Source organism: Vibrio lamellibrachiae, assembly GCF_050337265.1.
GTDB classification, from domain to species: domain Bacteria; phylum Pseudomonadota; class Gammaproteobacteria; order Enterobacterales; family Vibrionaceae; genus Vibrio; species Vibrio kyushuensis.
Genome location: NZ_JAKJSU010000009.1, coordinates 183579 through 198617, shown reverse-complemented (window position 1 = coordinate 198617; position 15039 = coordinate 183579). Strand labels below are relative to the sequence as shown.

At 44.5% G+C, this 15039-nt stretch carries 17 protein-coding genes; 9 read left to right on the top strand and 8 right to left on the bottom strand.

Features of this window, described 5'->3' with window-relative positions; genetic code table 11:
* Positions 1 to 96: 96 nt before the first annotated feature.
* Positions 97 to 531 carry a DUF3010 family protein gene (locus L4C54_RS15980; RefSeq protein WP_428803014.1) on the bottom strand — a complete coding sequence of 145 codons (435 nt, stop codon included), beginning with the start codon at positions 529 to 531 and terminating at the stop codon, positions 97 to 99.
* A 102-nt stretch (positions 532 to 633) separates the two neighbouring features.
* Positions 634 to 1518: a LysR family transcriptional regulator gene (locus L4C54_RS15975; protein ID WP_428808942.1), complete on the bottom strand. Its 885-nt coding sequence runs from the start codon at positions 1516 to 1518 to the stop codon at positions 634 to 636.
* 197 nt (positions 1519 to 1715) lie between these two features.
* Between L4C54_RS15975 and L4C54_RS15970 the strand changes: the two genes are divergently transcribed.
* From L4C54_RS15970 to L4C54_RS15960, 3 genes are all read left to right on the top strand, one after another.
* Entirely contained in the window at positions 1716 to 2252 is a 537-nt protein-coding gene (locus L4C54_RS15970; RefSeq protein WP_428808941.1) for a carboxymuconolactone decarboxylase family protein, read from the top strand.
* A 69-nt stretch (positions 2253 to 2321) separates the two neighbouring features.
* Entirely contained in the window at positions 2322 to 3971 is a 1650-nt protein-coding gene (locus L4C54_RS15965; RefSeq protein WP_428808940.1) for a 2Fe-2S iron-sulfur cluster-binding protein, read from the top strand.
* A 70-nt stretch (positions 3972 to 4041) separates the two neighbouring features.
* Positions 4042 to 4503 carry an HPP family protein gene (locus L4C54_RS15960; RefSeq protein WP_428808939.1) on the top strand — a complete coding sequence of 154 codons (462 nt, stop codon included), beginning with the start codon at positions 4042 to 4044 and terminating at the stop codon, positions 4501 to 4503.
* Between the two features lie 33 nt (positions 4504 to 4536).
* On the opposite strand, the gene L4C54_RS15955 is transcribed toward L4C54_RS15960, so the two are convergent.
* Complete coding sequence (locus tag L4C54_RS15955; protein WP_428808938.1) at positions 4537 to 5328, bottom strand: MBL fold metallo-hydrolase; 792 nt, start codon at positions 5326 to 5328, stop codon at positions 4537 to 4539.
* Between the two features lie 100 nt (positions 5329 to 5428).
* On the opposite strand from L4C54_RS15955, the gene L4C54_RS15950 reads away from it, so the two are divergent.
* Together L4C54_RS15950 and L4C54_RS15945 are read left to right on the top strand one after the other, a co-directional pair.
* On the top strand, positions 5429 to 6418 hold the full coding sequence (locus L4C54_RS15950; RefSeq protein WP_428808937.1) for a GlxA family transcriptional regulator: 990 nt from the start codon (positions 5429 to 5431) through the stop codon (positions 6416 to 6418).
* 25 nt (positions 6419 to 6443) lie between these two features.
* Positions 6444 to 7643, top strand: coding sequence for a multidrug effflux MFS transporter (locus L4C54_RS15945; protein ID WP_428808936.1), 1200 nt, complete (start codon positions 6444 to 6446; stop codon positions 7641 to 7643).
* A 24-nt stretch (positions 7644 to 7667) separates the two neighbouring features.
* Here the strand turns inward: L4C54_RS15945 and L4C54_RS15940 are convergent, their stop codons facing one another.
* Positions 7668 to 8549: a LysR family transcriptional regulator gene (locus tag L4C54_RS15940; RefSeq protein WP_428808935.1), complete on the bottom strand. Its 882-nt coding sequence runs from the start codon at positions 8547 to 8549 to the stop codon at positions 7668 to 7670.
* A 152-nt stretch (positions 8550 to 8701) separates the two neighbouring features.
* On the opposite strand from L4C54_RS15940, the gene L4C54_RS15935 reads away from it, so the two are divergent.
* Positions 8702 to 9961, top strand: a complete 1260-nt coding sequence (locus L4C54_RS15935; protein WP_428808934.1) for an adenylosuccinate synthase — start codon at positions 8702 to 8704, stop codon at positions 9959 to 9961.
* Positions 9962 to 10048: 87 nt separating this feature from the next.
* On the opposite strand, the gene L4C54_RS15930 is transcribed toward L4C54_RS15935, so the two are convergent.
* On the bottom strand, positions 10049 to 10279 hold the full coding sequence (locus L4C54_RS15930; protein WP_428808933.1) for a GDCCVxC domain-containing (seleno)protein: 231 nt from the start codon (positions 10277 to 10279) through the stop codon (positions 10049 to 10051).
* Between the two features lie 149 nt (positions 10280 to 10428).
* On the opposite strand from L4C54_RS15930, the gene L4C54_RS15925 reads away from it, so the two are divergent.
* Positions 10429 to 11220 carry a substrate-binding periplasmic protein gene (locus tag L4C54_RS15925; RefSeq protein WP_428808932.1) on the top strand — a complete coding sequence of 264 codons (792 nt, stop codon included), beginning with the start codon at positions 10429 to 10431 and terminating at the stop codon, positions 11218 to 11220.
* Between the two features lie 15 nt (positions 11221 to 11235).
* Here the strand turns inward: L4C54_RS15925 and L4C54_RS15920 are convergent, their stop codons facing one another.
* Positions 11236 to 12162: a LysR family transcriptional regulator gene (locus tag L4C54_RS15920; RefSeq protein WP_428808931.1), complete on the bottom strand. Its 927-nt coding sequence runs from the start codon at positions 12160 to 12162 to the stop codon at positions 11236 to 11238.
* 166 nt (positions 12163 to 12328) lie between these two features.
* On the opposite strand from L4C54_RS15920, the gene L4C54_RS15915 reads away from it, so the two are divergent.
* A complete protein-coding gene (locus L4C54_RS15915) occupies positions 12329 to 13264 on the top strand; it encodes an NADP-dependent oxidoreductase (protein ID WP_428803000.1) in 936 nt (311 codons plus the stop codon).
* Between the two features lie 20 nt (positions 13265 to 13284).
* The gene (locus L4C54_RS15910; RefSeq protein ID WP_428808930.1) at positions 13285 to 13698 is read left to right on the top strand and encodes a RidA family protein; all 414 of its coding nucleotides are present in this window, start codon (positions 13285 to 13287) and stop codon (positions 13696 to 13698) included.
* Between the two features lie 227 nt (positions 13699 to 13925).
* Here the strand turns inward: L4C54_RS15910 and L4C54_RS15905 are convergent, their stop codons facing one another.
* Both L4C54_RS15905 and L4C54_RS15900 read right to left on the bottom strand, forming a co-directional pair.
* Positions 13926 to 14360: a cupin domain-containing protein gene (locus tag L4C54_RS15905; RefSeq protein WP_428802998.1), complete on the bottom strand. Its 435-nt coding sequence runs from the start codon at positions 14358 to 14360 to the stop codon at positions 13926 to 13928.
* Positions 14361 to 14644: 284 nt separating this feature from the next.
* Complete coding sequence (locus tag L4C54_RS15900) at positions 14645 to 14950, bottom strand: DUF1330 domain-containing protein (RefSeq protein ID WP_428802997.1); 306 nt, start codon at positions 14948 to 14950, stop codon at positions 14645 to 14647.
* Positions 14951 to 15039 lie beyond the last annotated feature (89 nt).

Here is a 15039-nt window from a genome sequence, read left to right as displayed (position 1 = left end):
ATGTATATCTATACGGCAGACACAAAAAAGCCATACAGCATCTCTAGTTATGAGAGTGGTATGGCTTTTTAAGTTGACTAGCTTACTTAGTATTCGTTAAGAATATTTATGAGCCATTAGGCACCCGTAAGCGGTCATGAATGGCGCTTCTTGGTACTGTTTAAGGCCTGTCTCGCTGAACTTAACTGGTAGAGGGTTACGCTTTAGTTTCTCTTTAATTTCAGTTGGCTCGACAACTTCAACATCCAAGTCTTGGATAAGTTGGATTGCCGCTTCAAGTTTAAACCCGTATCCGCCACCTGCAAATTTACCTTTGGTTTGGCGTTTGCGAATAACTACTTTATCGACTTGGTAGTCTTCCATTAGTTTTGCGAAAGAGAACTGGAAATCTCTCATCTGTTGAGTATCGCTGCCGTTGGCAATAGACACTTTAGATACACGTACATCAGGGATATTAAATACACCTTCAGACAGTGAAAGTAGGCAAATAACCGCGTCATTACCTTTGATCTCAACACCACAAATTTTCATTTTATTACCTTTTAACTTTAGACCCCGACATTATAGAGGCTAAGTACCCTGATAAACCAGCATAACGAGCCAGTTTCCCGTTTAGTTTTTGATTATTTCTATTTATGGCTTAAGTCGTTGTGCCATTAAATCAATAAAGCTGCGCACTTTGGCTGACGAGTAGCGACCTTCACGATGAATAATATGGATAGGCAATGGATCAAGCTGATGATCTTCCAACACAATCGCTAACTCCCCATTGTTAACCTCACCTTCAACTTGATAGGAGACCACTCGTGTAATGCCAAATCCAAGCTTTGCTGCATTAATTGCTGCTTGGTTGGTGGTAACGGTTAACCGTGGCTTAATGCGGTGTTGTGACTTCTTATTACCGTGCTTAAAGTACCAATCGTGGGAAAAGTCATTCGAGCCAGAATTAATGATTGTGTGTTCATTAAGGGCTTCAGGGGTGTGGGGAGTGCCGTTTTGTTGCAAGTACTCTGGGGCGGCAACTAAGACCAGTTTTACTTCCCCGACTTTTCGGGCACGCATACTTGAATCGGCGAGTTCGCCAATGCGAATCCCTACATCAAAGCCTTCCTCCAACAGATTGACAGTGCGATCTAAAAATACCGCATTGACCTTGGTTCCGGGGTAGCGTTTTAGATACTCAACCACGCCGGGTAGTACATGCTTTTGACCAAAAAGAACGGGCGCGGTGACGCTCAAGTGTCCTTTGGGCTCTGCATTAATGCCCGCGGCGGCTTCGTTGGCAATTTCAATCTCTTGCACAATGCGTTTCGCATCTTCTAAATAGCGTAGCCCTGCTTCAGTGGCACGTACATAGCGGGTTGTCCGATTGAGTAGTTTCACGCCTAACGACTCTTCTAACGCTGCTATCGCTCTGGTGACTGCTGGTGGTGACATAGATAAACGGCGGCTAGCGGCGGCAAACCCTTCTTCTTCTGCAACCGCAACGTAGACTCGCATTAAGTGCAACTGATCCATTTGAAACCCTTGATTATTCCATATATCGGAATAATCAATTGTGAATGGTGGCTATTCTTTACGCAAGTGTTTTTCCGCATACTGATTTCAACGCTTCAGGGAGGCAACTTGAAGTGAGTTATAAATCAACGGTGACCCATTAATCACTAATAAACAACTAATCACCAATAACCTAAGCATAGAGAAAGGAAATCATTATGAGCCGCATTAACTTAGTTACTGAAAATGAAGCAAATGAAGAACAAAAAGCGCTGTACGAGGCGATTCAAACGCAGATTGGCATGGTGCCGAACTTTTTGAAAATATTTGCTAACTCTCCCACAGCGCTGCGTGCCTTTTTAGGGCTACACTCGATTGCAGGAGAAGGAAGTTTAGATCCATTAACGCGTGAACGCATTGCGTTAGGGCTTGCTGAGCAAAATGCCTGTGAATACTGCGTCTCAGCTCATACGGCCATCGGGCGAAAGGTTGGTTTGTCCAACAGTGAAATTGAAGCAAACCGCCTTGGAGAAAGCCTTGATAAAAGAGCGGGTGTAGCAGTCAAATTTTCACGCTCATTGGCACAAAAAAGTGGTGATGTTTCTACAGCAGAGCTTTTAGAGGTGCGTAACGCAGGCTTTAGTGATGCAGAGATCGTCGAAATTATTACTCATGTTGGGATGAATGTGATGACCAATATTCTGGGTAAGGCGAGCCGCGTTGAGATAGATTTCCCCAAGGTATCGCTTAATTAGATTTGCGGAAACGAGGTGGCCCGAGCTGGCGTTAAGCTCGGGATCTTCCACAAAGAAAAGGATTCAAAGATGGCACATCAATACACCAAGTTAGTGTTTACCGACAACGTAAAGCAGGTTCAGCGTGAGCAAAATAGCCGAGATGGCTACGCAACGATGGAACACGGTGAAGACTATAATTTTTTGCTATCAGAAAATGAGGCGAATTTTATCTCCGAGCGCGACAGTTTTTATATGGCGAGTGTCGGTGAAACGGGTTGGCCTTATGTTCAGCACCGCGGTGGGCCAATTGGTTTCATGCGAGTACTGGATGAACGTCGTCTTGGCTTTGCCGATTTTAGTGGTAACCGACAATACGTGAGTACTGGAAACTTTCGCAGCAACGATCGCGTATCGCTGTTTTTCATGGATTATCGAAATCAGCGTCGATTGAAAATGATGGGGCGTATTGAGCTTGTTGCTGATGATGATTGGGAGACGCTTGCGCAGCTTGAAGTGGAAGGTTACCCAGCTTCGGTTGAACGTGGTTTTATAATTCATATCGAAGGGTTCGACTGGAATTGCCCTAAGTTTATAACACCACGCTTTACTGAGAATGAAGTTGAACAGATTCTTTCTCCAATTTTATCTGAGAATGAGCAGTTAAAAGCGCAAGTCGCTGAACTTCAGTCCAGACTGAAAAACAGTGATAGTAACGTTCTGTCAGGTGAAGATAAAAGTGGAGAAAAGCTCAGTGGCCAATACTTTGATCAGGAGAAGCTGCGCTTAGAGATCACGTCAATACGTCAACTTACTCCTAGGATCCGTGCTTATGAACTGCGTCACCCTGAAAGACTCTATCTACCCAAAGTCAGTGCGGGCTCTCACCTTCTTGTGCCGGTTAAACTCGACTCTGGGGAATCCATTGAGCGCTGTTATTCCATTTGTTCTAACCCTGCAAGGCGTGATGTGTATGAGATAGCGATATTACGTGAAGAAGAGGGGAAGGGTGGATCTAAAACCATCCATCAGACATTTAAGATCGGTCAGCTTATTTACTGCTCCAAGCCGAAAAATCTGTTTGAAGTGCACGGCGATGATAGACCAACCATATTAATAGCTGCGGGTATTGGCATTACCCCGATTAAAGCGATGGCACAACAGTTGTCGCGGCAAAAGAAGTCTTTTGAAATGCACTACGCAGGACGAAGCCTAGAAGAGATGGCGTTTCAAGAGCGGTTAAAAAGAGAGTTTGGCGACACGTTAACCCTATACAGCGCTGAAGAATCACAACGACTGAACTGTGCTGAAATTCTACGTAACGCTGATGTAAACAGCATGATTTATGTATGCGGACCAATGAGGTTAATTAATGATCTGGTTGAGGCTGGGAAGACGCTAGGCATCGATCCCTCCCGTATTCGCAGTGAAGCTTTCTCTGCTCAGCGAGTAGAAAGCGATGAAGCGGCAAAGAGAGATAAAACCTTTACCGTTGAACTCGTGGAATCGGACCTTTCCATCACTGTAGAGCCAGACAAAACAGTATTGGATGCCATTGAAGAACAGGGCATCGCGATTCCTAATAGTTGTCATGCTGGCATTTGCCGAAGTTGCATTGTCACTGTCGTTGAAGGTGAAGTGGAACACCGTGATCTTTGCTTAACGGAAGAGGAGCAGAAAACGTTAATGTGCCCTTGTGTCTCTCGTGCCAAAGGCAACCAGCTTAAACTTTCACTCTAATCATCTTTAATTTGGGTGAGCGTTAATCTCACCCTTACTTTTCTTTAAAATATTTTCAGGACAATAAACCGTGAATAAATTTATTAATGCGATCACCGCAGGGATCGGCGCGTCTGTTGCTATCTTTCTTTTGGCTTACTTACATAAGTTTTATAGTTATCCATCTGATCACATGCTCTGGTTGATGGCCCCGTTTGGCGCAACGACGGTACTGGTGTTTGGCTTGCCTAATAGTCCGTTAGCACAACCGAAGAATGTCATTTTTGGGCATCTAATCACCAGCTTTATAGGCCTAATATTTGTAAGCTTTATTAGTGTCGACTTTTGGGCGTTGGCATTAGCGACGGGGCTTGGCGTGATAGCCATGCTAGCGACTGATACCACTCACCCTCCTGCAGGCGCAAACCCAATGCTTATTATGATGCTCCAACCAACATGGAGTTTCCTAATCAACCCTGTATTGTTCGGAGCGGTATTAATCGTCTTAGTAGGTTGGTTATACGCCCGAACAGTAAATGTAGTGAAGGGTTAGTAGCAAATAACTAACCACCAAATAGCTAGTCACTTAAAAGGCTAACATCTCGCCATCTTCTGGGATCAGTACTTTATTACTGATCCCTTTAGCATTGAGTGAGTTACGAAGCGTTTGGCGATCGACAGGGCAGTGGTTAAGCGCTTCCATATGGTTGGCAATGACAATGCTAGGGGAAAGTTTAATGAACTCCAGTATTTCCTCTTCAGGCATAAGCAGCGGTTTCCCAACATCCATTTGCGCTTCTCCTGTCGCTACCACGGTTATATCTGGTTGCAGTACAGTTAGCGTGTGTTTTACATCTTCAGTTAAAATGGTGTCACCGCTGATATAGATGGATGGTTCATTCGGTAACTCTAGGTAGAACCCTACACCATTTGCCATCACGTTATGAATCCAGCCGTGCCCGTGTTGAGCCGGAACCGCTGTTATTTTTCCACCTAAAAAGTCCAAGGTTTGCCAGTCTTCAATACCATGGGAAACCGTGATGCCATACTTTTCAAGATAAGCTTTATCTCGCCCTGGTGTGATGACGGGGATATTCTTCTCTGTCAGTAAGCGCTCACCTGCTTCATCTAAATGGTCAGTATGTTGCAGTGGCTTGAAGCCAAAGGTTTGGCTATGAGTGATGAGCGCGTGAGTCACCTTGCTAAGTAGTTCCTCTGCGTTGTGTGGCAGATCAACCGTTGGATTTCGCCTACGCTTGAAACGCACCATTGAAAACGGAGGAAGCGAACCTTTTTCACCCAACATCGGGTCGATTAAAATAAAGTGATTGTTCGACTCAATGATAAACGTCGCGCTACGAAGGTGGTGGATTTTCATGGCTCTTCCCTGCTGATAAAATAGTGAGTTATCAGTATGCAATGTTCATAGTTTGTGCAAAACTGTCCTAAAGGACATCTATCGCTCAATTTGGGTCAATATGAAAAACAAGCAAACGTATAAAGTTGCAATGGTGGTGGTAGATGGGATTAGCGCATTCCACCTTTCTGTCCCTTGTTTAGTTTTTCGCGATGCTTTTCAGGATGCATTTCCAGACCGGACACCTCTTTTCGAGTTGAATCTTTGCAGCCCATCTGGCCAAGATGTGGCGACGAGCTCAGGCTTCAGCATGACAGTTGATCATGATCTCGACCCTCTTAATCGTGCCGATATCATCATTATACCCGGCTGGGCCAATACCCTTCCTGAGCCGCCAAAAGTATTGATTAAAAAGCTATCTGACGCTCATCAACGAGGAGCGACTCTTGTGGGATTATGTTTAGGTGCTTTTGTAATTGCTGAGACAGGGCTGTTGAACGGTCAATCCGCTACGACGCACTGGGGATATTCCGAGCCTTTTACAGAGCGCTACCCCGAAGTGGAATTTGATAGCCAACCGCTGTTTATTGATCATGACCAGTTGATTACTTCCGCTGGTACTGCAGCCTCACTCGATTGTTGTTTACATATCGTACGTAAACTCCATGGCAGTGAGATGGCGAGTCAATTAGCGCGAGTGATGGTGACTGCGCCTTTTCGCTCTGGTGGCCAGCAACAATATATTCCAGCGCCAATCTCTACTCGTTCCGAGCAGCCAACCAGCTTTACTCAAGTGATTGAGCAAGTAGAAGAAAGAATTAACGAACCTCATAACATTGAAGGGTTGGCAGAACGATGCGCGATGAGTAGGCGCACGTTTACTCGTCAGTTTAAAGCGACTTATGGTTGCACCTTTGGCCAGTGGTTGTTGAATCAACGATTAAAGCTGAGTCAACAGTTATTGGAGGGCAGTCATCACTCAATAACACACGTGGCCGAACTGTCAGGTTTTGGTTCAGAAAGTGTTTACCGGAAGAACTTTAAAGCGGCATTCCAAATTTCCCCATCGCAATGGCGGATCAATTTCAGTGGAATAAGAGAGCAAGAATAATGCGCCCAATAAGTCGTGATATTTCATGAGTAAACCGTTCGAGTTCAAAACCATTCTATTGGCTTGCCTGATAATTAGTGTTGGGCAACTTAGCATGGGCCTCGTTTTTCCATCACTGCCGTGGATTGCCAAAGAATTCGATATATCTCTTGAAAAAGCGCAGCTTCTAGTCAGTATTTATCTGCTTGGCTTTGGCCCCTCACAGTTTATCTATGGGCCCATTTCCGATGCGTTGGGGAGAAAAAAGGTATTATTGACGGGGCTGTTTATTGCTCTACTTGGCTTATTGATGATTATCTTTTTTAGTCACTCGTTTACTGGAATGGTAGCAGGACGATTTCTTCAAGGTTTAGGCACGGGCTGCTGCGCCGTATTAGCCAGAGCATCAACACGCGATCGTTTCAATGGCGCTGACTTACCGATTGCGATGTCTTATATCGCGATGGTGGCGTCGATTACACCTCTGTTTGCGCCTGTTATTGGTGGTTTTATTAACTTTCATTTCGGCTGGGGAATGGTGTTTACCTCGCTTCTTGGTTATGTCTCAATTGCTTGGATCATCTTTGCACTTAGGTTTAAAGAAACCGTTGTGCAGCGCAGTGCGGTTCCATCGCCGACAAAGATAGTGAAGCAATATCGAGAATTGCTCACTTCTCGTTACTTTATGAGTTTCGCCAGTATCGGTTGGCTTAACTTCAGCTTGATGATAACGACTGTTTCGGTGATGCCGTTCATCATGCAAAACCAAATAGGCATGACATCGGATCAATACGCACTTTGGGCATTAATCCCTGCTTTGGGAATGCTATTGGGTACCAGTCTTTGTAACCGAGTACGTCCAATAATTGGCAGTAAGAAAATGCTGTTGTGTACACCAGTACTGCACTTAAGCGCCGCACTGTGGTTGTTCTTTTGCCCATTAGAGCCTCTATATTTGATGCTCGGTCAGTTTTTGATGATCCTTGGCAACGGTATTGCCCTACCGTGCGCACAAGCGTTAGTGATGCAGCCGTATAAAAAGAATGCGGGCGCCGCCGCTGCCATGTCCGGTGGTGGACAAATGATAGTCTCTTCCATAGTTAGTATGGGTTTGGTGTTGCTAGGGTTAGGGCATGCGTGGCACTTATCTTTGGTGATTGTCTTATTTACGGTAATCACACTGATCAATATTCTGCGTGGATTTAAAGAATCAGAGACCAATCAAAGCGGGCTAACGCCTAATTAAGCTGTTTTTTGTAACGACTGACAGCTAGTTCTTTTGCAGTTGAGAGATCCCTTCGCTCACCCAGTGAAGCAGTTGTTTTGTGGCTTTTGAGAGTATTTGGTTTTGTCTAACAATATAACCCAAGTCGGTAGTAGGGAAGTCGGGCAAAGGCGTTATTTTGGTTAAGAGGTTACGTTTAGCTGAAATGGCAAACTCAGGAATGATCGCCACGCCAAACCCTGCTTCAGCCCAATCTATTTGAGCATCAACACTGCCCACTTCCATCACGCGATATTTTGAGAGGTTAAGTTTGGGTAGCGCCTCGTCAATCAAGTCTCGAGTACGGGTGTCGTGACCCAGTAAGATAAGTGTGAGTTCTTTGTCTTGTACTTTATGTTGAGCCGTATTTCGTTCAAAACCATCCCCTAATGTGACCCATTTCACTTGCTGTAACTCCACAAAATGAAGTGGTTGTGACTGCTTTTGAGAAATGACAAATCCAAGGTCGGCTTCTGCACTCTTTACTCGTTCTGATGCTTGTGATGAGGTGGTGTTGAGCAGCGCGATATCGATACCAGGGTAGTGTTCTTTAAATAGTTTAAAGGCTTCAATCAGCAGCATGCGAGAAATAATATCGCTTGCGGCAATGGTGATCATCCCTGTATTTAAATCGTTCAAGGCATTGAGATCGGCTTGGCATACCTGCAATTCTTGTAAGGTGCGTCGGCTGCTCTCGAGTAAGCGGTCACCTGCCTGAGTTAAGTGAAATGGACTTCGCTCAATGAGCTTCACACCAGTCGCTTGCTCTAGCTGTTTGAGGTGTAAACTAACATTGGGCTGGGTCATGTGCAGTGCAACGGCGGCCTTACCGAAGTGTTTATATTCGGCTAACGTGGAAAACGTTTTTAGCCAGTGAATATCTAACATGCTATGCCCTTACTGTAAGTTAACCCGACGAATTACAAATTGATGCTGTGGAAAATCGATATGGAATTCTTATCGAGTTAATAATTATAATTAATTTCTCTTATTTTATCGACAGGACTAAGATGTTTTCTTAATCAATTAGGAGAAATGTTATGTCGTCTATTGTTGTTGTGGGTGCCAATTGGGGTGATGAAGGTAAAGGTCGCATTGTTGATTTTCTAGCAGCCGACGCCTCTGCAAGCATTCGTTTTCAAGGTGGAAACAATGCAGGTCATACTGTCGTCAATGATTTCGGTACATTCAAATTACACCAACTACCAAGCGGTATATTTAATCCTAATTGTATTGCTGTTCTTGGCCCTGGCATGGTGATCAGCCCTGCCGCACTGAGTGACGAAATTGCTGAAGTAAAAGCGACGGGCGTGGATGTGAAACTGTCCATTTCAGATCGAGCCACTTTGTGTCTTCCTCTTCATGCGTTAGAAGATACTCTTGAAGAGCAACGACTAGGCGATGCGGCATACGGTTCAACACGTCAAGGTATCGCACCCGCTTATGGTGACCGTGTGATGAAAAAAGGCATTCTTGTTGGTTGGTTAAATCAACCTGAAGTGCTAGAGCAGCGTATCCAATTTATGCTTGATTGGAAAATGCCGCAGCTGAAAGCCTTGTACCCAGAGTGTGATTACACCGAAAGCGCTGCTGAGTTAACTGCGTGGTTACTCGAAGTGACAGCAGCGTGGCGTCCGTTTATCTGTAATGTGACTGAGCCTCTTAAAGCTCTTCAGGCAAAAGACGCAAACTTATTGTTTGAAGCGCAATTGGGTGCTGGACGAGATTTAGTTTACGGAGAATACCCTTGGACAACCTCTTCTAACGTAACGGCTGCCTACGCAGGCATCGGAAGTGGCTTACCTGCGCTAAGACCTGAACGCGTTATCGCTGTTGCCAAGTCTTTCAGCTCTTCTGTGGGTACCGGAACCTTAGTGACTGCGATGGAAGAGCAAGACAACTTCCGCGAAAGCTCTAATGAATATGGCGCAGTTACGGGACGCCCACGTGATATGGGTTATTTTGATGCAGTAGCAACGCGCAATGGTGTGGAACTGCAAGCCGCAACCGAGGTAGCGTTAACCAAGATTGATTGCTTAACCGGCATGAAAGACTTGCGTATCTGTGTAGCCTACGAAGGTGACCACAGCGAAAATCCTATTTGGCCACAAACTGCAGCCCTAGCACCCGTTTACGAGAACATGCAGGGTTGGGATGAAGACATCACAGGCTGCCGTACATTTGAAAGCCTTCCACAAGGCGCTCAAGATTATGTGACACGTATCGAAGAGCTAATGGGTGTGCCAATTGTGATGGTATCTGTTGGTCCTGAGCGTGATCAGATGATTATTCGAGGCTAAGCTTTTCTTAATAACTTCGATGTTTAAAAGTGCTTGCCTAGGTGAGCACTTTTTATTTTAGTTTTCATAAATTATCAGTAAGGTTTTCTAGCACTGGCATCCACCTTCGCCTTTTTTAGAAGGGTTAAGTTGTATTGGTGGGCAGGGGACAGTGCCATAAGAGCAGAAAACACAGCAATCGCCATGAAGTGGCTTAAGGATTGTGTGGCAGTTCGTACATTCATAAAACCACTGACAGGCGTTGGTCGGCATCGTTTCCATTTTCTTATAACCGCAAGTCGGGCAGGTTAATTCAGATTCTAAGACCATTCCACTCATGCTTTAACGCTCCCTTTCTTTTATCTTTCTATGTCTTATCTTAGCTACACTTTTTCTTCGCTGCTCTCTAGCTAGAAGCGCATCAGCTACAATTAAGGTTCTCGTAACGCTATAGATTCGAACTTTATTGAGATTACTTGGAAGTGCTGATGAAAAAACTCACTGGAACATTTGTGGCTGTTGGATTGGCTCTTTCACAGCAGGCGTCTTTCGCTACCGAGTCAGATGACACAATCGTTGTTGCGTTCAGTGAGCTTGCGCCCTGGAAGGTTAATGAGGGGAACCAATATAAAGGCGTGTATGCGGAGATATTGAAAGAGCTTGCTAAGGGGTTAAACAAAGAGTTGAAATTTCGAAGCTGCCCGTTAAAGCGCTGTTTATTGATGATGGAAGAAGGCAGTGCAGACTGGATCATTGGCGTTAAGAACACATCAGAGCGAGAGCAATGGATCACGTTTATTGATACGCCTTATCGCCATACCGCGACCAAAGTGTTTTACGTCAGGTTGGGAGAAAGCAAGCGGTTAACCCAATATGAGGATCTTTATGATTTAACTATTGGCGTAAAAATTGGAGCTCGGTACTTCAAACAGTTTGATGCAGGGACGGGTTTAAGCAAAGAACAGGTGGCCAGGGACGAACAAAACTTTAAAAAGTTAGTGTCAGGGCGGATTGATACCTTCCCCATTAATGCTGAAACGGGGGCCATTCATCTCGCGAACTCAGAGTACCGAGATCTACTTGAACGAGCGGATTTTTCATATACAGCGAAAGGACTTCGATCTGTCGGAGTGTCAAAAAAGTCCAAGCATATCCATTTACGAGATCAAATGAACACGCTTATGCAGAATATGGTTGAGAGTGGGAAACTGGATGACATTTACCGTATTCATTTCTTTGAGCAGTATGGAGTAGCTAAAGGTGCCTATCAGTGGCGATAGTCTACAAAGTAAGCGTTACTTGAATGGAAGGTGGCGTAGCTCTTCGTATAAACCATTGTTTAAAACCGCGAGTATTTTTTCCCTTAGCCACAATGTTGCTTGATCGCGTTGATGCCTCGTGTGCCAAGACATAGATATGGGACCTGGAGCCATAGGGAAAGGCGTTCTTCTGATCACTAATTGCCCATTATTGACGTGTTTAAGAATGATAGGCAGCGGAATGGTTGTGATCATGTTGGTGTTGATGAGTAGCGTGGCGAGGTTATAGCAATGATTAACCGTCATGGATATTCGGCGAGTGAGTCGTTTTTTCCGTAACTCGATATCAACGCCCCCAGAAGCTTCCCCAGAGAGTGAAAGCAACAAGTGTTCAGCACTCGCAAACTTATCGATAGTGAGTTCTTCGTTTGCTAGCGGGTGATCGGGACGCATTGCGCAGACAAAGTGGTTATCGAATAAGTGCTGAGTATGGACCATCGAAGAATTTCCCTCAAAATAATCCAAGACCATGTCTACATCGGCATTGAGCAATAAGCTTTCTCCATTCACGTTATAAGGGACGGCGTGAATGTTCACATGCGGTGCCTCCTTCTCAATGCTTTGTCTTAATGACAGCCAGAATAAATCGGCCATCCAATCGGTTGTTGCGATTCGAAAAGTGCGCTGAAGTGTCGCTGGATCAAACGCACTCTTGACTGCCGCAAGTCGAATCGACTCTAGCGGATCCCCTATGTTTTCCCACAGTGTAATGGCGTAAGGCGTTGGCCGAATGCCTCTTCCTTGCTTCACAAATAAAGGATCATTCCAGACATGCCTCATACGGGAAACTGCATTGGAGACAGAAGGCTGAGTCATTGATAAACGCTCAGCGGCCGCCGTAATAGATTGCTCTTGCATGATGGCATCAAAAATGACCATTAAATTGAGATCGAGATTAGCCATGGCCTAGGAAGTTATGTGGGTCAGGTAAATCAGTATTGCGCAACTCATCATGTTTATCAATGTGTTTTATATGAAACATCAATTAGACGATATTCGTTGAGTTGGGCAAAGTAACCTTACTAAGACAAAAACACCGAAAACGATTAACTGACATAGGGACATGACGATGAAAGCGATCTACATAGAGCAATACGGAAATGCTGAGAAACTGACGTTTGGAGACATTGCCAAGCCAGCCATTAATGACAATCAGGTTTTGATAAAAGTGAAGGGAGCAGGCGTTAATCCCGTTGATTGGATGGTTCGTGAAGGTTTTCTACAGCAGAGTGGCGAGCATGAGCTTCCACTTATTCTAGGTTGGGACGCGGCAGGAGAAGTTGTCGAGTGCGGAGGGAGTGTCACAAATGTAAACCTTGGAGACAATGTCTATGTTTATGCGCCTATTTCAGGTCAAGGCGCTTACGCAGAATACATCGCTGTTGATGCTGACTTAGTTGCTCCTGCTCCAAAAACCTTAGATATGGTGACAGCTGCGGCGGTTCCATTAGCGGCGACTACTGCATGGCAAGCATTGATGGAGGGTTGCAAGTTGAAAGCTGGCAACCGAGTGCTGATTCATAATGCAGCGGGTGGTGTTGGCAGCTTTGCGGTTCAAATTGCGAAGGCGAAAGGCGCTTATGTGATTGGCACGGCATCAGCGGCGAAAGAGTCCTACGTGAAAGGGTTAGGGGTGGATGAGTTTATTGATTACCGAAAGCAGAAATTTGAAGACATTGTGAGTGACGTGGATGCAGTATTAGCGGCCATCAGTGGTGATGAGGTTGTTGAGCGGTCTCTTAACGTTGTTCGAAAAGGTGGCCATATCATTTCCCTTTTGGATGAGATTGAAGATGAAGTCGCGCAGCGTCATGGTGTGAACTTTCAACGCTGGTGGGTCATGCCCAATGCTCATGACTTACAGAGTATTTCTAAGTTGATTGATGACGGTGACATCAAAGTCAATATTGATAGGGTCTTTCCGCTAGAGCTTGCGGATCAAGCGCATGGTTTGAGTGAGTCAAAAAGAGCACGCGGAAAAATCGTTTTAGAAGTTTCTCAGTAGATAAGATTAAGGAAGATAATATGGCGACTAAACAAGCTTTTCATAACAAAAATTTACCAGACATGCGTAATGCCTTTAGTTGGGGCCTTAAGCTGAGCGAGTTCAACGAAGTGTTCTTTGTGACAGGCCATGCTGATTGCAGCCCTGAATTCATTACACAGCACCCTAATGATCCGGTTGCTCAAACTCGATTGATACTCGAGCAGATGAAAACGTTTTTGGAAGAGGCTGGGTACAGTGTTAATGATATTGTCCGTACCGATTGGACTTTCACCAATGATGTCACCTCTGAACAATTTGGGGACATAGCAAAAGTGTGGGAATCGTTTCTAGTTGATGTGGAAGTAAAACCTGCAACGGGGACTTTGCGGTATGTGCTGCGCTTGGGAATGCCCGACATGATGGTTGAATATGAAATGATGCTAGCAAGGTAATTGAGATTATACTTCACGATGCCAATTTACACTTTCTGGGATTGGTTCGGTATTTTAACTCTGGCAACTGCCTTTGCCATTTTCGGATTCTAAGGTGATTTTTCATTGTCGTATCAATGTGCTTATAATCGAATGGAGTAAGTGTCCTTTAAAAGCATTTCGGGAAGCTCGGAAACTGCGGCTTCGGAACTTCTCGAAATTACATTAAACAATGGCAATCTGTCGATTTACTCAACTTTGATCATCATCGGTTTACCAATATCACCGACTTGGAAAATAAGAAGTTCAAGGTCATCGGTTGAACTTGAGTTCTTACCTATCATTGCAGAGTCAATTTCTTCGGGATAGAGCTCACCCGCTTTAAAGGTTTTCGTTTCGTTTTCAAGTTCAATGGTCAGCTCCCCCTCGAGTACATAAACATAAACAGGTCCTGGGTGTGTATGTTTGCTGCTTATAAACCCGGCAGGTGCGGCCAAATGAACCACCGTCATTTCTTTACCATCTACCCCTGGCAGTGGAGCTTGATGTAATTTCTGCATCGTGGCTTTCTTTGGCACATATTCCTCACCGGCGGCTGAGGAAAAACTGATGATAGTAGTCAAAATAAATAAAGATGCGACTAATGAAGATACAATATTGTTCGTTATTGTTGTTTCCTTCATTGTTAACCCTCCTTAATGTTGTAAACAAGTAAAAGGATGCCATCAAAATACCGATGTAACCCTTTACCTTCCCAACCTCTATAAATTGTTCTAATTAGTGTTGGTATCACTTTAGCCTAGTGTAGAAAGCCGCCACTTTCCTTAGGTCTCCTATTTTACAAAGTTGTTTTTAACCCCAAGTTATATTGTTTTCCCCATTATCTCTCTTTTAAAATCATGTAATTACCTGAATGAAAATCACTTTATACTCAATAGGTCTATCGATGTCCCGCTCTCTCTTCGAGTTAAATTAAATTTCCCAAACTCGATTCAAAAATGGCGGAATCTGCATCTAAGATCGTTGAACGTAACTGTTTTAGGGGTTGATACTCGGGCGAGGTGTAAAAAGCATTTGCATGTTCCTTCGATGGGAACTCGACTAATACGACTCTCCCTTCTGGCATTTTCCCTTCAATGACATCAAGTTGGTCCGTGACGGCCAGGGCCTTTCCACCATGTTTTTCTAATATAGCGTGCGCTTTTACAAGGTAGTCGCGCTGGTGGGCTTCATGATCGTGGATACGGACAAAGGTAAGCATATAAGCAGGCATAATTATTTTCCTATAGGTCGAATGTTCGGTTTAGAAATACCAAGATAATGAACATAACGATATAAAGATAACGAAATGTTACTATCAAA